Annotated in this window: 7 protein-coding genes; 6 read left to right on the plus strand and 1 reads right to left on the minus strand. The window is 62.7% G+C overall.

Translation table 11 applies throughout. The features are described from left to right. The first annotated feature begins 4 nt into the window (after positions 1–4). Together B9A97_RS08920 and B9A97_RS08925 are read left to right on the plus strand one after the other, a co-directional pair. A complete protein-coding gene (locus B9A97_RS08920; RefSeq protein WP_179145253.1) occupies positions 5–20776 on the plus strand; it encodes a leukotoxin LktA family filamentous adhesin in 20772 nt (6923 codons plus the stop codon). 125 nt (positions 20777–20901) lie between these two features. Then, complete coding sequence (locus tag B9A97_RS08925) at positions 20902–22509, plus strand: ShlB/FhaC/HecB family hemolysin secretion/activation protein (protein ID WP_179145254.1); 1608 nt, start codon at positions 20902–20904, stop codon at positions 22507–22509. Positions 22510–22563: 54 nt separating this feature from the next. Here the strand turns inward: B9A97_RS08925 and B9A97_RS08930 are convergent, their stop codons facing one another. Beyond that, positions 22564–23262 carry a FadR/GntR family transcriptional regulator gene (locus B9A97_RS08930; RefSeq protein ID WP_084364898.1) on the minus strand — a complete coding sequence of 233 codons (699 nt, stop codon included), beginning with the start codon at positions 23260–23262 and terminating at the stop codon, positions 22564–22566. A gap of 156 nt (positions 23263–23418) precedes the next feature. Between B9A97_RS08930 and B9A97_RS08935 the strand changes: the two genes are divergently transcribed. The 4 genes from B9A97_RS08935 to B9A97_RS08950 all read left to right on the plus strand — a co-directional run bounded on the left by B9A97_RS08935 (position 23419) and on the right by B9A97_RS08950 (position 26991). Beyond that, positions 23419–24216, plus strand: coding sequence for an ABC transporter substrate-binding protein (locus B9A97_RS08935; protein ID WP_084364900.1), 798 nt, complete (start codon positions 23419–23421; stop codon positions 24214–24216). Between the two features lie 62 nt (positions 24217–24278). Beyond that, positions 24279–24950 (plus strand): amino acid ABC transporter permease, encoded by a 672-nt coding sequence (locus tag B9A97_RS08940; protein WP_084364902.1) that lies wholly within the window; start codon positions 24279–24281, stop codon positions 24948–24950. Continuing rightward, positions 24950–25699 (plus strand): amino acid ABC transporter ATP-binding protein, encoded by a 750-nt coding sequence (locus B9A97_RS08945; RefSeq protein ID WP_084364903.1) that lies wholly within the window; start codon positions 24950–24952, stop codon positions 25697–25699. The genes B9A97_RS08940 and B9A97_RS08945 overlap by 1 nt, the downstream gene beginning before the upstream one ends. A gap of 29 nt (positions 25700–25728) precedes the next feature. Continuing rightward, entirely contained in the window at positions 25729–26991 is a 1263-nt protein-coding gene (locus B9A97_RS08950; protein WP_084364905.1) for a cysteine desulfurase-like protein, read from the plus strand. Positions 26992–26996 lie beyond the last annotated feature (5 nt).

Raw genomic sequence — 26996 nt, forward strand, 5'->3', positions numbered from 1 at the left:
AGGTTTGCTGAAGCAGTGGAGCCGTGGCCTTCGCCATGGCGTGGCACTGCTTCCCTTCGCAACCGCCACGACGGCCATGGGCCAGTCGATGGATCCCGCCCCCAATGTCATCATTCCCGATGGCCGCACCGCCACCGGCGTTGCCGACAACGGCGGAGCGACCGACGTCACGACAGATACGCTGGCCGGCGGCAACGCCTATAACTCGTTCTCGCGCTTCGAGGTTGGCGAAAACAATACCGTCAACCTCCATGTGCCCACCAATGCCGGCCACCTGATCAACATCGTGCGCGATGCGCCCGTCGTCGTGGACGGGACGCTGAACGCCATGAAGGACGGCCGCATCGGCGGCAATGTCGTGTTCGCCGATCCTTACGGTTTCATCGTCAACCGCAATGGCGTGGTCAATGCCGGCAGCCTCACGGTCAATACGCCGACGCGGGAATTCCTGGAGCAGACGATCGACTCCTCCGGTCGGATCGATACGCTTCTGGGCGCTCGCATCATCGAGGGCGATGTGCCGCTTTCCCCGGATGGCGCGATCGTCATTCGAGGAAAGGTGAACACGGAGAGCGGTGTTTTCCTGAAGGCCAATTCGGTGGATGTCGATGGACCTGAGCGTCACAGGGCTCAGTTTGAGGCAACCGTCAACACATCAGGCCACCGGTCGGGCGGACAGATCGTCGTCCGCAATGGCAAGCTGAAGATCGTGGCAGCCGGCTCCGCGCGCGTCGGCGGCACGCTGCGTGCCGGCGGCGGCTCAAGGGGTGGCGACATCGAGATCAAAGCGGGCGCCAACGTGCAGGTGCTCCCGACCGCCCGTATCGAGGCGCTGCGTGCCAATGATGCGGAAACGCTTACCTCAGCCTTTGCTGCGGTTCGCGCCGCGAGCGCGGGCAAGGTGAGCATCACGGCCGCGGGCACGCTGTCGCTTGCCGGCGCTGTCGTAGCGGAAGGTTCGGTCCATACGGGCGGCCATGTGGCCATCGCCGGCAATGGCGTCGATATCGAAAACGGCGCCGCTATTGTCGCGACCACGGAGGCGGCCGGCGCCTCGTCCCTTCAGCCACTTTCCGTCGCTAAGGTCGAAATAAGCTCTTCCGCCGACCTCAAACTCTCCGGACGTGTTTCCGCTGATGGTGCCGATGGCCGCTCAGGCGGGGCGATCGACGTGCATGCGGCACAGGATATCGCACTGGCTTCGACATCGGAGCTTTCGGCCAATGGTATTGGTGGAGCCGGTGGTCGCATCATCGTCTTTGCCGACCGCAACCTCAGCGTTGCCGATGGCACCACGGTGAAGGCCAGAGCCGGTTTGACTGGTGATGGCGGGTTTGTCGAGCTTTCCGCAAAGAAGGTGGTCGACCTCGCGACTGTCAATCTTGATCTAGGCTCCAGCAGCGGTCGCGCCGGCACGCTGTTCATCGATCCGGAGGATCTGATCATCGGCGGCTTCTCGCCGTCGATCTTCACCAATGGCGCCGATTATTCCGCGCTTGCGTCGAATTCCATCACCATCCGCAGTGGTTTCGGCATCGATACGCGCATGCTTACCGGCGGGGTGACATCAGGCAATTCCGGCAATGTCACCCTGACCGCGCCCAATATCACCATCGAAAATGGCGGCTATATCAATACCAGCGTGACGGCAGGCTCGACTTATCAGGCCGGCGATGTTTCCCTGATCGCGCATCAGATCGATACCGACAACAATTGGGGCGCGGCCGGCGTTACCGACCATTTTTCCTCGTCGATCACCGTCAACGGCACGATCACGGCCCGCAATATCACGCTGAGCTCGCTCGCCGAATACGAGGTCAACAGCCTGCATGCGGGCACGACCTCGACCATCGGCATCAACGGCACCCTGTCGGGCAGCCAGATCAGCGTGCTCTCGCGGTCGATTGCGCGGTCCAACTACAATGACACGGGTTGGGCTTTCGGCGTTCTCAACGGCGCGATTTCGGCGGTCAATCCGCTCGGTCTCGACGCCGCATGGGTCAGCGCGAGTTCCGTGGCGCATCTGAACGTGGGTATGAACGCCAATATCAGCGGCAGCGCGGTGAAGCTGGAAAGCCTTGCGATCGGCGAGGCGGTGGACAGCAAGGTCGGCCTGAGCGGCAGCAGCCATCTCAGCGTGTCGGTGGTCGTCGGCATGGTGAAAACCGATGCCCGCACGAACGTCGCCCAGGGCGCGACGATTACCACCAGCGAAAGCCTTGGCGTCGGCGCCGTCACGGATACGCGGCTGAATGTCCTGTCTTCCGTCGTGTCGGGATTGCCGTTTGCGGGACTGACCGGCGGCGCCCAGGCGGTCGGTGCTGTCGCCTATGGCAGTGCCGATGTCGATGCCAATGCGGTCATTGAAAGCAATGCGAATATCCGGGGCAATGGCTCCGTGACTGTGCTTGCCCGCAGCGACAGCAGCTTCTCCGTCAATGCCAAGGGCTATGGTACCGGCCAGACGGCGGCGGGCGGTACGCTTGCCATCAGCGAGATCAATTCCAATACCGTGGCGCGGCTCGGCTCGAGCGTCAACAACACAGGTGCCAGCGGGCGCGATGTTACGGTCCAGGCTATTTCCAACGTCAAGGCCAACGACACCACTGCTGGGATAACGGTTGGCTCGGGTACCGTGGCCGACGTGGTCAGCACCATCGGCGTCGCGGGCAACCTGCTGGGCGGGGGAACGCTCGATCTGCAGGGCGTCACAAACCTGATCTACAGCAAGTTCATGGCGAGCCCCGCCGGCATGGTCGGCAGCAATATCGGCGTGAAGGGCGCTGCGTCCCTGTCGCTGTCCCACGGTTCCATCACCGCCGACGCCTCCATCGCCAGGAATGCGACCGGTGGTCTGAATCCCTCCATCCAGGCCAGCGGCAATGTCAGCGTGGTCAGCGACGTCATCAACAAGAAGATCGTCAGCAACAGCGTGGCCGGTATCAATTCGACGGCCAAGGACCCGACATCGGCGTCCACCAGTGCCACTGTTGGCGCGGCTGCGGCCGTGGCGATCTATGATGTCGACCACTATTCCCGTGCCTATCTCGGCAGCGATGTACAGGTAACCGCCCGGCATGTCGGGGTGAACGCCTATAGCAGCGCCCCGGTCGGCATCTTCATTTCCGATTGGGACAATGCCAAGCAGGTGTTCTTCGACGTCTACCGTGCGGTGGTCGCGAATCCCGGCATCTTTACCAGCGGCGCGAAAGCCACCGCCGAATCCGACCAACTGTCGCTGGCTGGATCCTACAATCATTTCAACCTCGGCATGAATACGCTGGCCTGGATTGGCAGCGGCGCGCGCGTGACCTCAACGGCCACGGACAATACGTGGTCGGTCGACAAGCTCGACGCCATCGGCGTGGTGCAGACCGACGGCAGCGATCAGGTTCGCTTCACTTTCCAGACCGGCGTAGACGTGCTGGCCAGCACGGACGTGGAAACGCTGAGTGTCGTCGGCAATTGGGGCCTGACCGGCAATGCCAGCCAGACCACCGCCGTCGGCGGCTCCGCCTCTGCCCTGATGTTCGACATCTCGACCATTGCCGGCATTGCGGATTCCGCCAGTGTCACGTCTGCCAGCGATCTCGCGGTCGACGCGACGTCCAGGAATTTCCTGATTTCAGTCACGCCCTCCAGTGGATCCGGTGGCAGCATCGCCGGCAGCGGAATGGTCAGCGTTTTCGATGTCGACAGCCAGACGCATGCGTCCATCAGCAATACGGCCAATGTCACGGCCGATGCACTGTCGGTCACGGCCGGCGAGGATCTCGCGATCTACAGCGCCACGGGACAATTGCAGCATGGCACCGGCGCGACGCTCGGCATTTCAGCAGCGATTGTCGATATAGGCACCGACACGGCTGCGTATATAGGGGACAATTTCGGGGCCGCCGGCTCTGTGGTGGGCACGCAATTGCGCGCAGCGTCTGGCACGCGCGGCGTCATCCTGGCGGATGAGCTTGCCGTGCGTGCGCTGACAAAAGGCACTGTGATGGCCGCCGCCATTTCTGCGGCAGCCTCGCAGCCGACACCTGCGACGGCACCTCCGGCTGGCACGCCATCCAAGGCCCTGGAACTGCTATTGGGTTCGCAGCCCGCGCAGGCCCCCAAGTTCAACCTGGCCGTTGTCGGCTCCGCATCGGTGATCATCAATGCGCTGGACACCCGCGCCGAAGTGTCAGGCGTCAACGTCACGCGCCGCAACGCCGCCAACACTGCGGCCAGCATGCGTGTCGAGGCGATCAACACAAGCCATCTCTATTCCCTTGCCGGCGGCGCCGCGCTGACCGCCACTGGCCCGAACTCCAGCGGCACGGCCGGCGTCGCCGGCTCCATCGCCATAGGCGGCAGCGCCAACAAGACCATCGCGACCGTTTCGAACACCAATGTCACTGATATCGCCAATGTCGCCGTCCAAGGCCTCACCGGCGGCAGCTACACGGTCTCCGCCGTCGGCATGAGCCTTGCCGCCGGCAGCTCCGATCTTTTGTCGATCGCCGGCTCGGTCTCCGTGACCGAGATCACGGACTCCGTGCAGGGTCTCATTCAGGACTCCAGCTTCGTCGGTTCGGGCACCGGATCGCTTGCCGCCACGGCCTATCGCAAGACGGATGTCGCCATCGGCGCCGGCACGATTGCGCTCGGCGGCAAGGTCGGCGCCGGCTTCGCTGTCACCTATGTGGCGATCAAGGACGGCGCGGGTGGCTATGCCACGCAGGCATCCATCAGCAATAGTGCGATCAGGGGCTATATCGATGTTTCGGCCGTCGCCGCCGCGCCCAGCAGAATCTATACCGGCGTCGCCAGTTCCGCAGTAACCACCGGGTCGCTCGCCCTGTCCGGCGCGCTGATCATCACCGATATCGGCGGCACCGTACTGGCATCAATTGACGGCAGCCATGATGACGACGACATCATTGCCAGCCGCCACGTCAACGTAAAATCCGGCACTGCCGATGCAGACGACCTCAATGCGCTGCTATCCGCGGCGACGCGGGGCGTAAACACGGCCGCCGTCGATTATTCCGAGATTACCTACGAGAATGCCGAAAACGGTGCGGTCACCGAGATCGCGGCCGGAGCAGCGATCGTGGCGATGGCCGGCAATATCAGCGGTGGCACAGGCGGCGCCAGCGCCGGCGCGAGCATCATCAGCAACTACGTGCACCAGCGCCATATCGCCAGGATCGATGGCGTTGATGTCACCGCCGGCGGCAATGTCACAGTTGCCGCGACCGATGCGACCAGCATCCTGGCGCTCGGTATGGGCGTGGGCGTTTCCACCGGCGGCTTCGCCGGGCAGGCTGCTGCGGTGGATAACCGTGTCAACAGCTCCATCAGCGCAAATGTTGGCGGTGGGAGCCGCGCGACGACAGTCGCCGCCGCCGAGCTTGCCGTCACGGCCCAAGATGCCGTGGTCATTCGTGGTGCGGCGACCTCCGCAGCCGTGGCGTCAGGACTGGCCGGCGGTATCGGTATTGCGGTGAACTCCGTCGGCATGAATGTCGATGCAAAGGTTGCCAACGCCGCCATCGATACCTCGGGCTCCGTCAAGGTGCGGGCGCGTTCCACGGCCGATATTCTGACGGTCGCCGCCGGCGTTGCTGCCGGTACCAATGCAGGGCTTGCGGGCTCGGCCGCGTCGAGCAAGATCGATACGAATGTGCGGGCGCTTGTGCTGTCCGGCTCCGATATCGATGCCGCCAACAATGTCATTATTGATGCCAGCAATTCAGGCCGGATCTCCGTCATTGCAGGTGCGCTCGGTGTCGGCATGTCCGGTGCCGGCGTCGGTCTCTCGATTGTGGTCAATCAAATCGACGGCGATACGGAAGCCCGGATTGCCGACAGCACGTTGGATGCCGATGGAGCCGGCGCGGATGACGTGGTGCAAGCCGGGGCACTGGCCCAGGCGCTTGAACCTGGTGACGTCCAGGACATGGGCTTCTCCACGCCGGATTTCACGCGCAGCACTCGCTCGGTTTCCGGCGTAGCTGTGCTGGCAAACTCGACCCAGACCGTGACCGGCGTTGCGGTCACAGTCGGCCTGGCCGGTGCGGGACCTGCGGCTGCCATCCTTCCGGTCACCACGCTTGCGGGTGGGCGCACGATTGCGGCTATCGATCAGTCCACGGTCGGCACGCGTGTGGGTGTGTCCTCGGACATCCTGGTTTCGGCAAGTTCCCACAGCTATTCGGGCAATCTCGCGCTGAGCGGCGCAGGCTCAGCCACGGCGTCGGCCGGTGCTGCGGCCAGCGTGGCGACGACGATGAAGCGTGCCACCGAAGCCCGCATCGCCGGATCGACCATTGGCGCGGCAGTAAACTTGGTGACACGGCCGCGCAATGTCACCGTCGAGGCTGTGGCTTCGCAATCGGCATCCGACATCGCCATCGGCTTTGCCGCGGGTCTTATTGGCGGGGGCGCCGGTTCGGCGATCTTCACCGTATTCAACGCCGATACCGAAGCCTCGATCGAGGGCGGGCACATCAGGGCGACCTCCGCCAATGTCTCGGCTGACAGCACCAATGGATATTTCGCCGCGGCGGGCGCCGGGGCTGGCGGGCTGTTCGGCGGCTATGCTGGGGCGGCCGTCGTTGGCGTCAGCAAGAATACGACCGTCGCCCGCATTGGCGACACAGGCGTCACGACCAGGCTTGATCTTGAGGGCGATCTCAATGTGTCCTCCGCCAGCCACAACGCCTTCACGGCCAATGCCTATGGCGTTGCCGGCAGCGTCGTCGGCGGACCGATTGCAGGCCTTGCCGTTGTTACCGTGGTTGCCAACGATACGCAGGCGCTCCTGCGGGATGCCACGATCACCATTGCCTCCAATGCCATGGTGGGCAACCGCGCTGCTGGCATCACGCTCAGCGCTCATGAGGATCTGGAGACCAAGACGGCAACCGGGGCCGGAGCGATCACCTTCGTCGGCACAGGTCTTGGTGCCGCCGCAAACGTCGTGGTGCTGACCAGCAAGGTGCAGGCGGATTCCTCTGGCGGCAGCATCAGCGCACCAGGCCTGTTCGACATTTCGGCAACCACCGAAAAGACTGTTGATGCGAAAACGGTCGCCATCGGCGGCGGCGCAGTCAGCGGCATCGGGGCTGCGGTCGGCGTTGTCATCGCCGGCGGTAGCGCGGCGGCCGATGCCATGGCAGAGCTGAACAAGAATGGCGAGGGCACGCTCGCCAGCATCAACGAACTGAGTGCTGCCGGTGGCGATTTCGTGCTGGCTGGTGACGAGATCGCCAATTGGCGCGGCCGCGCGGCGTCCGAACTGGGTGTTTCCAATCCTACCGACATGCAGGTGCAGGCCTGGGCACGCCAGCGCTACGTCGCCCTGCTGCAGGCCGGCTCGTTCACGAATAATGGCACCTACATCCCAGATCCGGCGCTCACGCCCACAGATCATGCTCAGGCGCGCGCTCAGGCCATTGCTGACTGGAACAGCCTGTCCGGCGGCCGTGCAACTTATGTCCTGGCGGACGATCAGTTGCTGAGCTACTCCCAGAATGCGCTGACCGGCAATGACCGGACAGCCTTTGCCGCGCTGGTGGCCGCCAACAATACAAGCGGCATGGCCTTCGTGCCCAAGGCGGGCGTCCTGGCGCAATATGCCACCGAGGCGCGCACGGCGCTTGGCCTCACTGCGGCGCCGACCGATGCGCAGATCCAGGCCTATCTGGAAAGCCGCTACCAGGGCTATGTCGCCGCAATCCGGGTGCGTGCGGATGCTGATTATGCCGCGCTCATGGCAAAGGGTGCCGTCGACAATGGCCGCTTCGTTGTAAATTCCAGTCAACTGGCCGGCCTCGCCAATACTATGCTGCCGAGCGCCGATGCGACCCAGTTCACAAGGCTGGCAGCGGCGCGTGGCACGGGCGATACCTTCAGTCTTGCAAATGTGGATGCGGTCTATGCGGATGGTCGCAGCTTCCGTCAGGTCGCGGCTGAGGCCCTTGATACTGACCTTTCGGGTACGGCAAACAATCAGCGCGTCCAGGAATACTGGGCCGCTCGCTATAACGGTCTCGCCCAGGCAATCCAGTCCGGCGCGGACAACCAATACCGCAACATGGCTGCCAACCAGGTCGCGACGCGCGAGAATTTTAGCGTTACCAACGCGACCTCGAATGCGGCCGAAGGCGTCTATGCCGGTGTCGCGGGCGGTTCGGTCACCGTGGGCAGCCTGGCCATCGACGCCATCAGTGGCGTTTCGATCGCCAACATGGCAAATGGCGTGGGCGTTGCCGGGGTTGCGGTTGGTGGTGGCGCTGCGCTGACATACAGCGAAAGCAACGCCACGGTGAGCGCCTATGCGGCCGGCAATATCAACGCCGGTGCGATTGCGGTCAACGCGCTGGCGCGGGATGGATCGGCAGGCGCGGCCGCCAGCAGCGAGGCGTTTGCCGGCGCCGGCGGCCTGATGGCAGGCATCGGTGCCGCTGTCGCGATATCCACCGGCAACAACAATGTCTCGGCCACCCTTGGCGGTACGCTGACGGGTCGGTCCGGTAGCAGTGCTGTTCTCGCCAACGCCATGGATACCACCCGGCTGTCCTCCTACGCAGTTGGTGCCACCATCGGCGGTGGCGCTGCGGTTGGCGCATCGGTTGCCACGTCGACGAAATCGAGCAAGGTCGATGCCACCGGCGTGGACGGATCCCGCGTGACCGGTTGGAACAATGTGTCGATCAGTGCCGGCACCGCAGGCGCCCTGTCTTCGAAGGCGATTGCCGGGGCAGGCGGCATCGGAGCGGCCGCCTCGGGTGCGATTGCGCAATCCATCGGCTCGGAGAAAGTCACGGCCAGCATCGGCAACAACGCCACTGTCTCCGCAACGTCAGTCGATGTCATGGCGACAGCCATGCCCAAGCTCAGCTCAGAGTCGCTGGGCATTGCGGCAGCCGCCGGTGTGGCGATTGGCGTATCGAAGGCAGACTCGAAGTCCAGCGCCGAGGTCAGGGCCTATGTCGGCAATGACGTTTCCGTCAGCGGCGGTGCCCTGACGATTTCCGCGTCCATGCTGCTTCCGACATCTGGCGATACCGCCTGGTCGCGTGCCGTGGCAGGCACCGGCGGCGGGCTTGTCGGGGCCAACGCCACGATCGCAACCTCCACGAATACCAGCACTGTGGAAGCCTATGGCGGGCAGCGGCTGCGCATGCCCAATGGCGATGTCTCGATTTCTGCCGTCAACGACAGCCGGCAAAGATCCGAGGCAACCGGCATTGCCGCAGGCTATATCGCAGCCGGTGCCACCAGGGCCGAATCCTCCTCTTCGGGATCCTCCAAGGCCTGGCTGGAAAGGGACGCGATCACCCAGTCCAACCGCACCGGCCAGATTTCGGTCAGCGCCGAAGGTATCACGGAAAACAAGGCCAACAGTACGGCCGGTTCCGGCGGTGTCTTCGCAGGCGCTGCGGCACTGGCAAGCACAAGCGACAAGACCGTCACGCTTGCGGAAATACGCTCGGGCTCTCCCGCATACACGCTCTACACAGCCGGGCTCACGCTGAAGGCGGAGCACGAGTCCCGCTTCAACGGCAATGCCGATTCGTTCCAGGCCTCGGTGGTTGGAGCAAGCGGCGCCGATGCTCGCAATGTTGTCGACACGACGGTGGATGCCAATATCGGCGCAGGAATTGTCATCAACTCCCTGGACAATGTCTTCATCACGGCGACGTCGCTGACGGGCCAGACCGGTGGCGGTGCGCGGGCCGGATCCGGTGGCGTGGTGGGCGCCTCTGCCGCCTTTAGCGACACCAAAGTCAAAAACACGACGACCGTCAATATCGGCCAGGGTGCGGTTATCAGCCTCAACGGCGACCCGACGACGGCCGATGTGAAATTGAATATCGAAGCCTTCAACCAGCTTTCCACCGGCGACACAGTTGCTGTCGACGCGGGCGGATTCTTTGCCGGCGGCGGCGGGCGCTCCGATCTGGACGCCACGATCCGGAATGCGATCAACATCGGGCAAAATGCCATCCTGTTTAGCGTCGGCGCGCTTCAGGTTGGAACGGCATCCGTCAATACCTCCAGCAACAATGCCAATGCATCGCTCTACGGTGTCGTCACCGGTGCCGGCGCTTCCACATATTCGAAAATCGATGTCGGGCAGACCATTACCCTGGGCAACAACGTCACGCTGGAGGCGTTCGGGAACCTGACCCTGACCGCGGGCCAGAGCGGCAATGGCCTTTCCGGCAGCCTCGTGGCGGCAAAGGCACGCACGGAGGTTTACAACTACGCGCTGATACCGATCACGGCCCAGTATCGCGGCAGCGCGGTCGCAAACAGCAATTCCAACCTCACCGTGGGGACAGGCGGCAAGTTGCTTGCCGGCCGCAATATCCTGGTCGGGGCATACAAGGGCTCGGTGACGGCGGAAGGGCGTGGCACCAACCACAACCCCTATCTTGCGATGTTCAATACGACCACCTCGGACGATAACAGCGACACCAATACGAGTGCCAATGCCGTGCTGAACGGCACGATCTATGCGGGCACCCACAACAGCCAGAACGTGACCATTGGCATGGACGGCAGCGTGACGCTGGCGGCACAGGATTACCCCTTCGCCTTCACCGAAGTTGCGGCCGGCGATGTCGCGACCAGCTTCGTGTCCTACAACGACCGAAAGTTGCGCTACGATATTGCCAATACCTATAACCCCTATGCCGATATCGTCACGAAGATCATGCAGCTCACCGGGCTCAATGAGGCCGATACGCGTTGGCGGCTCGCGACCCGCAACGACATCTTCTACGGCGTGACGATCAGCGCGGACGCCCGCCGGCAGGTCGAGACCTTCGTCAACCAGATCAGAACCGGCAGCGTCCCCGACCGCATGGTTGGAACCGTCGCCATCGGTTCGATCATGGCGTCTGCAGGCGACGTGGAAATCCATGCCGATACGCTTTCTGGCTCGGCCAACGTCACCGCCAAAGGTGCGCCGCGCATCGATATCGTCAACAACGGCCGCGGCTATGTGCTGCTGAACAAGTTGCTGCTGACGTCGAACGAAGGCGGCCACGTCGACTTCACCGGTGCGGCTGCGGCCAGCAGTGCGAACGGGCTAAGGATTTCTACCGATACCGGCCCGGACAAGCCGGAAATCAGCGTGCGCAGCACCTGGGGCGGCGATGTCGATCATCTGGGCAACGTCACCATCCCCTCCGTGACCCCGGACATCTACTTCCTCGGCGACGTACAGAACCTGAACGGCGCGGTCACTGTCCGCAACGCGATCGGCAATGTCACGATCCTCGGCAATTCGTTCTCGGCCGCAACGATCGACATGCAGGTCCCGCGGGGCAATCTCACGGTCAACCAGGGCGCGGGATCGATCTACGAAACCAACAACGACGTGATGGCGCAGTGGCGCGGAAACCAGTACCGACCGCTGTCTGCCGCTCAGGCGGTCCAGGCGGTTGCCACCTATATGGAAGGCTGGGCCAATATCGATCGGCAAGGCAATCCGACTGACAATAACAGCTTTACTGCCCGCACTCTGGTGAAGAACTACCAGGACAGCATCTACCCGCACGGCCTGATTTCCAATGTGTGGTTCAAAGTTTATCCCGACAATATCGGCAGCCAGAACTCCCAGACCGGTGTCGTCGGGGACTTCCGAGAAGGGTATTTCCGCTGGACCGTCTGGAACGGCGACGGCGACAGATCGGGGCCTTTCGGATGGCTGAAATTTGACGTCATCCAGCGTCAGGCGCTGACCTACGAGGCGAACAACGCGAGCATTCCGCTGGATACGACGCCGCAGATCATCGGCGGCTCGATCATCCTCAGCGCCGGTACGATCAACGTCAACGGTACGATCCAGAGCGGTTTCTCGAATGCCTGGTCGGTCAATGTCGGCACTGCTGCGGCCAATACCATCGCCTACTACAAGAACGATGCGGCGGTGCGCGCGGCCAATGCCGGCCGTTTCATCGAACTGCCCGTCTCGGCGATCAACGGCTCGCTCGATACCACGATCAGGGCCTATTACGACGTCTCCAACGACCGCATCGAGCTTCAGAACGTCGTGCAGGGCGCCGGCGGTCGCGTCTATCTCAATGGCGGCATCATCTCGACCTCCACGGTAGCAGGCCAGAGCCAGGGTCTGATCCGCGTCAATGGCGGCTATGCCACGGTGAATGTCGTCAATACGACGGGCACCTCGCTGGTGACCAACACCATCAATACCGGCACCAGCACGTCAAGCGTCGTGGAAATCGTCGACCAGTACAAATGGGCCAATGGTGCGCCGATCCGCACCTGGTATGTCTATGATGTCAGCCAGGCCAATGCGCTCAGCGTCTACGAGCAGACCAACGGATCCAACAATACCGATTACCGCAATGCCAGGCTCGTCACCGCAAGCAACGGCCAGACGGCGAGCTACAATCCACACGAGAACTTGCTGTACCAATGGGTGGAGACGGCAACTGCGGTTCGGCAGGCCACCCCCAACAGCCATGTCCAACTGGGCGAATGGCAATGGGAATCGAACCTCGCCGATCCCTATACGACCACCCGCTCGGTCTATATCGGCACTCAAAGCACGAATTTCCGCGAGGTGGTGACCGGCACCGCGAGCTATAGTGTCCGGGTCGACATGCCGCAGAATCACCAGAACGGCACCGACTTCCACGGCTACTGGGTCCAGAACGTCTATGACCGCGCCACCATCACGCTGACAAACACGGTGCGGGCTTCCAACCCGATCAACATCCAGTTCATCGGCGGGTCCAACGGCCAGGTGTCGGTCAGCTCCAATTCGACCGTGCAGATCAACGGCACGATCACGAACTACAATGGCGCTACCAGCATTTCCGCGACGGGCTCGACATCAGCCGTCATCGCCAGCCGCGACGGCAGCGTCAGCGGACGTTCGGTGACGATCAATGGCGAGGGCGGCATCGGCACGGCCGCGCAGGCGGTTGGCGTGCAGGTCTATGGCGGCACGCTCACGGCATCCTCCACCAATAGGGATATCAACATCAGTGCGCGCGGCGACCTGAACGTCGCCAGTGTCAGGGTCAACGGCCGGAACGGCCAGGCCCTCACGGCGGGTGATGTCACTTTGACCGCCAGCGGCGACATCACCTCGGCCTCTGCCTATAACGTCGCCAATCCGATCATCGTCGGCAAGTCTGTCTCGATCAACAGCGCCAGCGGCGCGATCGGCGCCCGGTCCGGCAGCGTCAACGGCCAGCCGGCTCTGACCAACATCAACCCCATCGTTTTCCAGGCCAGCGGCGTTCGCCTGGCCAATGGCAGCCTCGATGGCGGCGTGCTCGACAGCAGGTCTTCGACCGGGGCCTATCTCGTGCAGTCGCAAGGTGACCTGCGCATCGGCCATGTCAGCTCCGACGGCGCCGTCTTCCTCGCGGCAGCCGGTTCCAATGGACAGGCGGCCAACATCGTTCCCGGCAGCAGCCGTACCGGCCTGTCGGTGGAAGAAAGCGCCCGCCTGCAAAACATATGGACCTCGCTCGACCTGCTGCGGCAAGCCCAGCAGGATGGCACCGTTGGCGCCGATGGCAGCCTGAATACATCAGTCTATGCCGGCAGTGCCGCCGTTCACGGTTACGAGGCGATGGTCAATCGCGCCTATGAGGATTACTGGCAACTGCGCACCATCGCCTTTGCCGATGGCCAGACCTATGCGCTGACCGACGCGGGGCGCGTGGCACTGAAGGCCCAGATCGCGGCTGAGCGTGGCGTGGCGGCGAGCCAGGTTCTGGAAAGTGACGTGGAAGCGGAAGCACGTCGCCGCTTTGCCACCGCGCGTTCGATCCTGGGCCTGGATCAGACCGTCAACGCCTCCTATGATGCCTATTGGCAGTTGCGGGACATGGCCTTTGCCGATGGCACGACCTATGCCATCACGACGCAGGGAAGCCAGTTCTTCCGGTCTGAGCTCGCAACGCGGCTCAATGTCGATCCCGGCACCATTACCGATGCCCAGATCGAAACCGAGGCCCGCAGCCGCTTTGCAACGGCGCGCGCCAATCTCGGACGCTCGTCGGACGGTCAGGTCCTCGATCTGCCACAGAACCAGCTTGAGGCGTTCCGCGTGGCGCCGACAACGGCCATCCTCACATCGGGACTTAGCGCCTACACCCAGGGGTTCAGCTATAAGCTCGGCGAGACCACGGCTCTCTATGCCAGCCTGACCTCGGGCGCCCGTTGGACGCTGGACCAGCTGACCTACACGATCGACGCTTCGGCCAATCCGGCATCGAACACGCCGCTGCCGACAATCGGCCAATTGCCGCAGAATGTCAGCGCCCGTCAGGTCATGCTGTATGCGCCCAATGGTTCGATCGGCAGTCTCGCCGCCCCGCGCACCATCGTCTTCAGCAGCGACAATCTTGGCGCCCTGTCGGAGGCGGACCGTGCGACGATCTCTGCTGCCGGACCCGGCGAGCTGCAGGTCAGCACCCGCACCTTGTCGAACGGAGCAACCCAATACACCGTTCAGGTGGCTCAGCAGGACCTCGTTATTGCAAGCCCGCTCGGCACGATTGCCGCCAAGGCGAAATCGGAAATCTACCTCGGCAGCGCCTCGAACCTGAAGCTGGGTGGTGTCGATCAGGGCCTGTTCCCCGGCGGTGTGTTGGCTGCGGCCTACACCCAGGGCGTCCAGACCACTCATGGCGGCACCGTGCGCCTGGAAGCCATCGGCGATATCGTCGGCGGCGTCACAGGCCAGGTTGCGATCTCGGGCAATATCTCGAACCTGACCATCATCTCCGAGACCGGCAGCATCGGTTTGGCGGGGGTCGACGGCAGCAATCCGGCGGACAATCTGAACGCGCTGCAGATTGCGCTGACGGGGTCCAATATCGGCACGCTCAACCTCGCCCAGGCCGCTCGTGGCATCTATCTGCGGCAAACAACCGGCGATCTGATCCTCGGCAACATCTCCGGCGGCAGCGGCAGCCGGGCTGCGGTCCAGCTTGGCGCGACAGGCAGCATCTATGCCCAGGCCCAGTTCACTGACCGTACCGTGCCCCATATTCTCGGTTCGACGCTTGATCTGCGCGCCGGCGGCTCCATCAGCTTCCGCAATGGGACCTTCCAGCCCCTGCAGATTGCCATCACGGGGGCTGTCACCGGACATGCCGGCGGCGATTTCAGCCTGCTGTCGCCGACGCAAGGGGTGACGACTGGTCGTGACGGCGCTTACGGAACGCTGACGGCTGGCGGCAATATCGTCGTCAATTCGACCGGCGGCGCTCTGACGCTCAGCCGTTCCCTGCAATCTGCGGGTAATCTGACCCTGGTCGCCAGCGGTTTGCTGACCCTGGCGGACAGCGGTGATGATGGGGCCGTGACTGCGAGTGCAAATGCGGGTGACGTGGTTGTGACGGCCGGCACGCTCGGGATGGGCGCAGGCACGCGCATTCTTGCTGGCGGCACGGTCAGCATTCTGACGACGGGCAACGCGCTGATCGGTCAGGTCGAGTCCACGTCGGCCGGTCATGGGACTGTCCCGGCTATCCAGATCACCGCCGGCAGTTCCGGCTCGATCATCGGCAATGGCGACCTGGTCACCAACATCAAGACGACCTCGCTTGGCGGCGTGGTTCTGAATGCTGGCCAGGCCATCGACCTCGACGTCTCCACGGGATGGCTGAACGCGACCGCCGGCAATGGCGACCTTGTCATCGATACCACTGGTGGCCTGACCTCGACGGCTCTTGCCTCGACAGGCGGAAGCGTCAAAATCACCGCGGGCGGCACCTTGGCGCTGGGCTCCGTTGCGTCCCGGATGGATACGCGGCTCGTCTCGCTGGGCGGTGCTGTCCGTTTCCTCACGGTGACCGCTGACCGCGATGCGGCGTTGGAAGCAGCGTCTGATATCGAAGGCACGTCAGTCATTGCTGACGGCTCGATCAGCGCCACATCTGGTGGATTGATCGATATTGCCACCCTGCGTAGCGGTAGGTCTATGGGTCTCAATGCCGGATCACGCATTCAGGCCACGACGGTCGATGCCGGAACATCGGCCACGCTCGACGCTGTGTCGGACATCGGGGCCACCGACCTGACGACCGGTACTTTCGCGACCGTTCGCGCTGGCGGATTGGTGGATATCGACACGCTCGCCATCGGCACGGTGCTGACCAGCACAGCCGGCACGACGACGACATTTGCTGCGGTGGGCGCTGGCACGTCGATAGATGTTACATCTGCCGGCCTGATCGACATTGCCAGCGCCACAACCACCACCGGCAATATCGGCATGACCTCGACCGGCGGCTCCATTCGGATCGGATCGCTTGACGCCGGTAATGATGCCGTGCTGAACACCTTTGGCGATGTTCGTGGCACCTCGGCGGTTGCCGACGGGTCGATCAGCGCCACATCAGGCGGCCTCATCGATATCGCCACCCTGCGTAGCGGTCGCTCGGTTGGCCTCAATGCGGGTTCCCGAATTCAGGCCAGGACCGTCAACGCCGGTACGTCGGCCACGCTTGACGCCGTATCGGATGTCCAGGCCACCGACTTGACGACGGGCACCTTCGCCACGCTTCGCGCCGGTGGGTTGATCTATATCTCCACGCTCGACATCGGCACGGTGCTGACCAGCACGGCCGGCACCACGACGACGTTTGGTACGTTGGGCGCTGGCACATCAATGGATGTTACCTCAACGGGTCTCATCGACATTACCAGCGCCACGACGGGCACCGGCAATATCGGCATATCCTCCACCGGCGGCTCGATCGGCTTCGGCACCCTGGATGCCGGAAATGATGTCGTGCTCAACGCCTTTGGCGATGTTCGTGGCACCTCGGCGGTTGCCGACGGCTCTATCAGCGCAACGGCTGGTGGCCTGATCGATATCTCCACGCTTGATATCGGGACGGTGCTGACGACAACCGCGGGCACGACCACCACCTTCGGTACTGTCGGAGCTGGCACATCAATGGATGTCACCTCAACGGGTCTCATCGATATTACCAGCGCCACGACAACCACGGGCGACATTCGCTTGACCTCTAGCGCCGGTTCCATGCGTTTCGGATCGCTCGGCGCGGGTAACGACACGATGCTCAACGCCTTTGGCGATGTTCGCGGCACCTCGGCGGTTGCAGATGGCTCGCTCAGCGCCACGTCGGGTGGCCTCATAGATATCGCCACCCTGGGCACGGGTGGCTCGGTTGGCCTCAATGCCGGTTCACGAATTCAGGCTACGACGATCGAAGCTGGGACATCGGCCACGCTGGATGCGGTTTCCGATATCCGAGCCACGGACCTGACGACCGGCACCTTCGCGACCCTTCGCGCCGGCGGCTTGATTGGTATCGATACGCTCGACATCGGCACGGTGCTGACGACGACGGCTGGCACCACGACGACCTTTGATACGGTGGGCGCTGGCACGTCTATGGATGTCACATCTGCCGGCCTGATCGACATATCGAGCGCTACGACGGGCGCCGACAACATCGGCTTGACCTCGACCGGCGGATCGATCCGGTTCGGATCGCTTGATGCGGGTAACGACGCTGTGCTCAACGCCTTTGACGATATCCGCGGCACCTCGGCGGTTGCTGACGGCTCGATCAACGCGACAGCCGGTGGCCTGATCGATATCGCCAACCTGAGCACGGGTGGCTCGGTTGGCCTCAATGCGGGTTCCCGAATTCAGGCCACGACCATCAATGCCGGAACGTCGGCGACGCTCGACGCCGTGTCGGACATCCAGGCAACCGACCTGACGACCGGCACCTTCGCGACCCTTCGCGCCGGCGGCTTGATTGGTATCGATACGCTTGACATCGGCACGGTGCTGACCAGCACGGCTGGCACGACGACGACGTTTGATACGGTGGGCGCTGGCACGTCTATGGATGTCACATCTGCCGGCCTGATCGACATCTCGAGCGCCACGACTGGCACCGGCAATATCGGCATGACCTCCACCGGCGGCTCGATCCGGTTCGGATCGTTTGATGCGGGTAACGACGCTGTGCTCAACGCCTTTGGTGATATCCGCGGCACCTCGGCGGTTGCTGATGGCTCGATCAACGCCGCGACTGGTGGCCTAATCGATGTTGCCACCCTGCGTAGCGGTCGCTCGGTTGGCCTCAATGCCGGCTCAGGCATTCAGTTCACCGCGCTCAATGCCGGGACGTCGGCGACGCTGGACGCCCTGTCAGATATCCGGGCAACCGACCTGACGACGGGCACCTTCGCCACGCTTCGCGCTGGTGGATTGATCGACATCCAAACGCTCGACATCGCCACGGTGCTGACAACGACGGCTGGCACGACGACGACTTTTGGAACTGTCGGTGCTGGCACATCGATGGATGTTACCTCAACAGGTCTCATCGATATCGCGAGCGCCACGACTGGCACCGGCGACATCCGCATGGCCTCCACCGGTGGCTCGATCCGGCTTGGCACGCTCGATGCCGGCAACGACGCCTTGCTGAATGCCTTCGGGGATCTGAACGCGCGGTCGGTTACGGCGGCAGGTGCCTTGCGCGCTCGGGCCGGTGGCGAGATCCAGCTGGGCTCGATCGGGGTCGGCTCGTCCCTCGTCCTCTATGCCGGTACCTTCATTTCCGCCTCGACGATCGAAGTGCCGGTTGCGGCAGAGCTTGATGCGGCATTGGATATCACTGTGGGTTCCTTGCGGACGGGAACATCGGCCACGCTTCGTGCGGGCCGCGCCATCAGCGTTGGCAATCTCGACATCGGCACCGTGCTTGCAAGTAGCGCTGGCACTTCGACGACCCTTGGCACGGCGCAGGCCGCCGCCATGGATGTGGTGTCGGGTGGCTTGCTTGATATCACCTCAGCGACTTCGCGGACGGGCAGCATCCGCCTCGCTTCCACCGGTGCATCGATCCTGATCGATCGGCTGACGTCTGAACGGGATGCGACGCTGCAGGCTCAGGGCGGTATCGATGCGAATGAACTTCTGGTGGAAGGCGCGCTGCAAGCGCGTGCCGGAGGTCTGCTTGATCTTGGCACCGCCACCGCAGACGGGGCGCTCGAATTCTATGCCGGCTCGTTGACGGCGACGAACCTGTCTGCCGGCACCGATGCCACTCTGGATGTGGTCGGCGATCTCAGGATCTCCATCCTCGCAACCGGCGGTGCGGCAAACATCGCTGCCGGCGGCGCGCTTGGGGCAGACAGGCTTGACGTCGGCACGGCACTTTCGGGCCGCGCGGGCGGCGCCATGACCATTGCCACAGCCCAAACCGGAACATCGGCAGCACTGAGTGCCGGAGGCCTGCTTTCGGTCAACAGTCTGGAAACGGTGGCGGGCGACGCCCGTCTCGCCTCAACCGGGGGATCGATCATCCTGGATCGCTTGGTCAGCAGCCGTAGCGCATTTATTGATGCCTTTGGCAGCTTGGATGCCGATGACATCCAGGTGGTGGAGGATATGACGGCGACGGCTGGGGGACAGATGGCAGTCGGCAATGCTGAAGCCGGCGGCTCCATTTCCCTCACTGCAGGCACGATGCTCAATGCGACGCAAATCCGTGCCGGTCGCGCGTTGGCACTTTCCGCGGGCACCGACCTGAGGGCCGCAACGCTCGAGAGCCAAAGCGCAACAGTGCTGGCCGCAGGCGCAAACATCGATGTCGCCGCGCTGGATGTCGGCACCGTGCTCACGACCCGCGCCGGCAGCTCCACCCTGTTTGGCCGCGTCGCGGCGGGCTCCTCGCTCGACATCCAGTCGGGTGGACTTGTGCAGATCAGCGGCGCTGTCGCGGGTGACGGCGATAGCAGCCTGACCTCATCAGGCGGTGCGATACAGCTGGGCAGCCTGCAAGCGGGTGGGGCATTGACCCTCGCGGCCGCGTCCGAACTGCGTGCGCAAGAGCTGCGTGCCGGTGGCAATCTTGCGCTGTCGGCCGCGGTTGTCAGTATCAATAACGGTCGCGCCGCGAACTTGAGCATATCTGCCGGTCGGCAGATCGAGGCAGAGCAGCTCTCGGCTTCGGACCGTCTGGCGCTGTCGGTCGATGGCGGCGGTTCGATCAGGCTTGGGCGCGCACAGGCCGTGCGGCTTGCAATCTTCGGGGCATCGCAGTTCGACGCCAACGAACTCGCCGTTCAGAACGATGCGACGCTGGCCGCAGACAATATCCGCATCACCAACCTCGCGCATGCCGGCAGTACCGGCCCGCTGGCGCTGGATGTCACGGGCGCAGGCGGGGCGGATGCGCAAACCTTGCAGGCCTTCCTCACGACACCCCGCGGGGTCGCCATTGGCGATTATCGCGTCGCCACCTCAAGCCTGAGGACCAGCGGCTCCTTCGTCTCCATCGCGCGCGGGGTTGTTACCAACACGATGACGCTCAATACCTCCATGCGCGATATCTTCATGAACAACAGGTCGCCGGTGCCGGTCAACGGCTTCGACGTGCAGCTTTTCCAGCCTGACTATCGCTTCAAGCTGGTTCAAGAGGGAATGCGCACCACGACAGACGCGTTCTACGTCCAGTTTGGGCCCGGATCGGAAACCTATTTCGAACGTAATGGGCTACTCTATGCCGGCATGAGCATGTCGCGCGACATCAATCTGGCGCTGCAATCGGCCGGCAGCGGAGGGGATGAGGATGAAACCGGAGCAGGCTCCGGCATGACCGGCCCGACCGCCGCGGCCCTTCTGGACTTCCTGGCGCAACAGACACGTCCGGCTCTGGCCGTTGATCCAAATAGTGGGCCTGGACCTGCCGTCAGGCTGGACAATACAGTGACGAATCCGATTCGGTGATGTATGGCTTTTGCTTGCCGATTCCCGATGAAAACGTCGCTGCGAGTCCTGGCGGGAGGGAACCGAGCTTGAGACAGCGCATCTTGCTTTCGCCACTCGCGATCAGCTTGGGGATATGCTGTGCGTTGCTGACGGGCAGTCTGTCTGCGGCCAACGCCCAGGCTCAGCAGCCACCGGCCAATGTCGATGCCGGAGCCTTGCAAAACCGCACGGATCGTCTGCAGCGTGAACTCGAAGACCAGGTCACGCCGCGTCGCCCTGACGGCGCCGATGGCGTGACGGGGCCGGCGCGGGAGCAGGCGCCCGAGGTGCCGCCAGGCGGACCGACCTTCGAGTTGACCCGTGTGGAATTCACGCCGTCATATTTCTTCAGCCAGAACGAGCTGGCGGCGATCGCGCAGCCCTTCGTTGGGCGCACCCTCGATTTCTCGGGAATCCAGGCACTGGTCAATGCAGTCAATGCCCGCTACAGCGCCCGCGGCATTGTCACCGCCAGCGCCTCCCTGCCGGAACAGGATCTCGAGGGAGGGGTGCTCAAGATAGAGCTCATCGAGGGTCGCGTCGGTGCCGTGTCCGTTGAGGGGGCGCCGCGCTCGGAAGAGTATGTCCGATCACGGGTGCAATTGCAGCAAGGAACCGTGGTTGACGTGCCCAAGCTCGGCAGCCGGGTTTCGGCGCAGAACCGTCTCGGCGAGGCCCGCATCCGCACCATCCTGCAGCCCGGCACGGAATTCGGTCAGACCGACGTCACCTTGTCCGTGACGGAACCCCAACAGAATCTGCTCGACGTCTTCACCGACAATTTTGGCTCAAAGACGACAGGGCGATACCAGGGCGGGTTCCTGTTCCAGCATTATGGGCTGCTTGGCATAGACGACAGGTTCAAGGCCTACGGCGTCTATTCCAAGGGCAATCTTGCCGGCAATCTGTCCTATACATTTGGCGTGTCACCAACTGGCGGCAGGCTCGGCATCAGCTATTCGGCGTCCCGTATCAAGATCATCGATGGGCCATTTGCCGATCTCGATGTCACTGGTAGTTCGCAGGGCGGTGGCCTCAACTATGCGCAACCGATCTATTCGGATGCCAACTGGCTTTTGCTGGCCAATCTCGGTGCCACGATCAACCGGTCGATCACGCGGCAGGGCAATCTGGAGGTCACCGACAATATCACACGCAAGCCGACGGCCGGCGTGACCATCAACTATTACGGTACTGATATCGCGGTGTCGGTGTCGCCATCCTATGCCTTCTCCACGACAGATCTTCTGGTCACCGGCGGCAGCGAGCAGGCGCATTTTTTCAATGGATCTGCATCACTCACCGGGGCGCTGCCGCAGGAATTCGTGCTGCAGGCCTTTGGCTCCTGGCAGGTTGCCTCCACCAAGCTGGTGACCGGCGATCAGCTATTCCAGATCGGCGGGCCGACCACGATCCGGGGCTATGATGGCGGGGCCGCGGCCGGCGGTAGCGGCTATTATGCCAATATCGAACTGCACAAAAGCTTCAGCGGCGATTTTGGCAGTCTAGACCTGTTCAGCTTCGTGGATCACGGTAGCGTCTATTCGACGAGCCCCGCCAAGGTGAGCCTGACCGGCATCGGCGTTGGTGCCGGCTGGACCATCAATGATCGGGTGACGCTGGAAGTGACCGGCGCCATACCGGTTGGCCAGCAGCTGCCGGGGGCTCCTGACTACACGATCTTCGGACGGATCATCGGCAAGGTCTTCTGAAACCATAGCCTTGGTGAGATGGCGCACCACGGGCTCGCAGCCGACGTCCTTGCATCAAGGCGAGAGGCCGGCGCACCGGGCGGTGTTGCGGATGTGGTTCTGCATTTCCCGCTGGGCCGCGGCGCTGTCATTGGCGCTGAGGGCTGCGATGATGCGCCGATGCTCGGATATGGATTCCCGCATGCGCTCGGGATCCGTGATCGGGATGGGCTGGCGCTGGGTTTCTGTGAGTTGGTCGCGAACCGTCTGGTAGAGCGCCTTCAGCATCGCATTGGAGCAGGCGGAAACGATGGTGCCGTGAAATTCGAGGTCAGCCTCGACATTGGCCAGCAAGTCCTGGCTTGCCCAGCATTCCTCCATGGTCCGCGTCGCGCTCTCCATTTTCTCCAGTTGCAGTTGCGTCAGTCGTCCGGCGGCGAGACGCGCAATCTCGCCCTCCAGCAGGATGCGGGTCTGGAAGACATCGAAGACCGGATAGCTGTCGGAATAACGCCAGGGGGCCATATGGCCGGCCGAACCACTGGCACCCGTCACGGGAGCGGCGACAAATGTTCCTCGACCCGCCTCGGTCTTGATCAGGCCAAGGGTTTCCAGCGTCAACAAGGCCTCGCGCAACGAGGCCCGGCTGATGCCGAACTTCTGGGCGAATTCCCGCTGCGAGGGTATCTTTTCGCCGGCCTTTAGAACGCCGGTCTGGATCATCGTCTGGATCTCTCGGGCGACAGATTGTGGCACGAGCGTCTTGTTCAGCATGATGGTCCTTCTCGATCTGCGCTGAGGTGGCGAACCACTGTATTTTTTCACAAGCCGTCTTGCCAAGGGCTAACCAGCATGCTTCTTTGGCCTGACTGGTCTGACCAGTCAGGCCAATAGTGGTAGAGTCATGTTCAAAAAACAAGGGGAAGCCTCATGACGCGCACATCCAAATTCAAGACGACCATCCTGTCGGCGGTGCTGGCCGTGATCGGAGCGGCAGGCGCAAACGCCGCCGACCTCACTGTTGGCGCCAATATCGGCAACGTGCCCTGGGAGTTCGAGGACGCCAGCGGCAAGGTCGCCGGTTTCGAAGTCGATCTGGTCAACGAGATTGCCAAGCGTCTCGGCAGGACGGTCGAATTCGTCAACACGCCCTTCAGCGGCCTTTTCCCGGCGGTTCAGTCCGGTCGCATCAACATGGCGGTTTCCTCCATCACGATCACCGAGAAGCGGTTGGAATCGGTGGCATTTGCCCAGCCCTATTACGATAGCGACCAGTCGCTGACGGTCACGGCCAAGTCTGGCATCACCGGTCTGAAGGACATGGGCGGCAAGGTCGTCGGCGTTGATACCGCCTCCACCGGCGACATCTGGGCCGAGGCTCATAAGGGCGAATACAAGCTGGGCGAAATCCGCCGCTTCGAAGGCCTGTCTCCCGCCATGCTCGATCTCGTCGCCGGCCGCATTGATGGCTACATCTCAGACATTCCGGCGCTGCTGTACTACGTCAAGGACAAACCGGAACTGAAGGTCGTCGAGCGCATCCCGACCGGCGAGAAATATTCGATCATGTTCAACAAGGGCGATCCGCTGGCAGCCCAGGTCAATGACGTGATCACCACGCTGAAGAAGGAAGGCTTCATCGCCAAGCTGCATGAAACCTGGTTCGGCGCGAAGGCTGAAGAAACGACCTCGACCGCCATGGTTCTCGACATGCCCAAGGGCAAGTAAGGCTTGAACAGCATCCGGCGGGATGTCGGATCCCGCCGGACTGTCATGGGAGCCTGGATGGCATGAACCTTCTCAATACCTTCTTCAACATGCAGGTGCTGGTCGACAGCCTGCCGCAACTCTTGCGCGGTCTGTTGGTCACGATCCAGATCGGCATCACCAGCATTGTGTTCGGCCTTGCCGGCGGCTTGTTCCTGGCGGTCACGCGGCTCTACGCGCCTGCCGTCATCAAGCTCTTGATCCGCATCTATGTCGATATCTTCCGCTCGATACCGCTGCTGGTCCTGCTGATCGTCGTTTATTACGCACTGCCCTTTGTCGGCATTCGCCTCTCGCCCTTCGTGTCGGCGGTGACAGCCCTTTCGCTGGTCTCGGCGGCCTATACCGCAGAGATTTTCCGGGCCGGGATCGAGGCGATCCCGCATGGCCAGTTCGAGGCCTCCGCCGCATTGGGATTGTCCAACAAGCACACGATGATCGACGTCATACTGCCGCAGGCGATCCGCATCGTCATACCGCCGCTTACCAACAACTGCATCAATGTGCTGAAGGACACGGCGCTCGCTTCCGTTGTCGCCATGCCGGACCTCCTGAAGCAGGCGACACAGGCCCAGGCCCTCGCGGCCAATCCGACGCCGCTGATCGGCGCCGCCGTAATCTATGTTCTGTTGCTTTGGCCGATGGTCGGGGTGGTCGGGCGGCTGGAAAAGCATTTCAGCAAGGGAAGACGCTGATGGCCAAACTGGGCTCTACCCTGATTTCGATCCGGGGACTGGTCAAATCCTATGGCGACTTCACCGTTCTCCACGGTATCGAGCTCGATATCGCGGAGGGAGAAGTTGTCTGCGTCATCGGCCCATCCGGTTCTGGCAAATCCACGCTGATCCGGTGCATCAATCATCTGGAGGCCTTCTCGCCCGGCAGCACCATCACGGTGGACGGGGTTCAAGTGCGGCCCGGCCCGACACTCGCCAAGGTCCGCTCCGAAGTGGGAATGGTGTTCCAGTCCTTCAACCTTTTCCCGCATATGACAGTGCTCAGAAACATCATGCTGGCGCCGATGCGTGTTCGCAAAACCTCGGCGGTTGAGGCGGAACGCAAGGCGCGAGAGCTGCTCGCCCGCGTCGGTATTTCGGAACAGGCGGAGAAGTATCCGGGGCAATTGTCTGGCGGCCAGCAGCAGCGGGTGGCGATTGCCCGGGCGCTGGCGATGGAGCCGAAGGTCCTGCTGTTTGACGAACCGACCTCGGCGCTGGATCCGGAAATGGTGGGCGAGGTGCTGGATGTCATGCGCAAGCTCGCCGGTACGGGCGTGACCATGGTGGTCGTGACCCATGAGATGGGCTTCGCGCGCCAGGTGGCCGATCGGGTGATCTTCATGGACGGCGGCCGCCTTGTCGAGGCAGGTACGCCGGAGCAGATCTTCGACAATCCCAAGGAAGACAGGACGCGCGGTTTCCTGCGCGCGGTCCTCAATCATTGAACAAGAAAAACATCAGGAGGACCACAAGGATGGCCACCACTTCGCCACTGGATCTCGATTTCGTGCGCAGCCAGTTTCCTGGTCTCGCACGCGGCTGGACCTTATTCGACAATGCCGGCGGATCGCAGATCCTGAAGGGCGCAATCGATCGCATCAACACCTTCCTCATCGAGAAGAATGTGCAGATCGGTGGATCCTACGCTGTTTCCCAGGATGCCGCGCGGGCGCTCTACGAGGCCCGGACGGCTGCGATGCATCTTGTGAACGCCGCGCGGCCGGAGGAAATCGTCTTCGGTGGCTCGACGACCGCCTTGCTGCAGAATCTTGCGAGGGCCATGCAGAGCCAGCTTTCGCCGGGCGACGAGATCATCGTCACCGTCAGCGATCACGAGTCCAATATCGGCCCCTGGGACCGGCTGCAGGAGCGCGGCATCACGCTGAAATTTTGGCCGCTGAACAAAGATACCCTGTCGCTTGACCTCGCCGATCTCGCACCGCTGATGAGCGAGCGCACCCGCATGGTCTGCGTCACCCATGTCTCCAACATCCTGGGTTCTATCAATCCGATCCGCGAGATCGCCGACTTCGTGCATACCCGCGGTGCCAAGATCTGCGTGGATGCGGTGGCCTATGCGCCGCATCGTGCCGTCGATGTCCAGGCTCTCGACGTCGATTATTATGTCTTCAGCCTCTACAAGACCTATGGTCCGCATTACGCCTTGATGTATGGACGCTATGACCTGCTGTTAGAGCTCGATACGCTCTACCACTACTTCTACGGCAAGGACAAAGTGCCGGGTAAGCTGGAGCCCGGAAACCCCAATTACGAGCTTGCCTATTCGACCTGCGGCATCGTGGACTATCTCACAGCTCTCGGCGAGCGTACGGGTGAAAGCGGATCGACCCGGCAGAAGATCGAAGCGGCCTTTGCGGCGATCACGGCGCAGGAAAACCTGCTGGCCGATAGGCTGCTCGACTATCTGCGCTCCCGCAATGACTGCCGGATCGTCGGCCAGTCCGTGAACCGCAACGGCGAGCGTGTTCCCACCATCGCGTTTCGTTTTGATGGTCGGGAAGCCCAGGCGATCTGCGCCGCGATGGACGGTGAAAACATCGCCATCCGTTTCGGTGATTTCCATTCCCGCCGGCTGGCAGAGTATCTTGACCTGACCGACCACGGCGGCATGCTCCGGGTCTCCATGGTCCACTACAACACCCTGGAAGAGGTCGACCGGTTCACGGCGGCGCTTGATCGGATTCTGGCTGCTGGGACGGGGTTGAGCGGTCAATAGGGACG

This window comes from Rhizobium sp. RU36D, from assembly GCF_900176345.1.
Taxonomy (GTDB): Bacteria; Pseudomonadota; Alphaproteobacteria; order Rhizobiales; family Rhizobiaceae; genus Allorhizobium.

Bases quoted from the DNA above. Each gene is read 5' to 3' on its own strand.
- B9A97_RS08940 (WP_084364902.1), top strand. From the start codon at position 24,279: ATGAACCTTCTCAATACCTTCTTCAACATGCAGGTGCTGGTCGACAGC.
- B9A97_RS08950 (WP_084364905.1), top strand. From the start codon at position 25,729: ATGGCCACCACTTCGCCACTGGATCTCGATTTCGTGCGCAGCCAGTTT.
- B9A97_RS08930 (WP_084364898.1), bottom strand. From the start codon at position 23,262: ATGCTGAACAAGACGCTCGTGCCACAATCTGTCGCCCGAGAGATCCAG.
- B9A97_RS08935 (WP_084364900.1), top strand. From the start codon at position 23,419: ATGACGCGCACATCCAAATTCAAGACGACCATCCTGTCGGCGGTGCTG.
- B9A97_RS08945 (WP_084364903.1), top strand. From the start codon at position 24,950: ATGGCCAAACTGGGCTCTACCCTGATTTCGATCCGGGGACTGGTCAAA.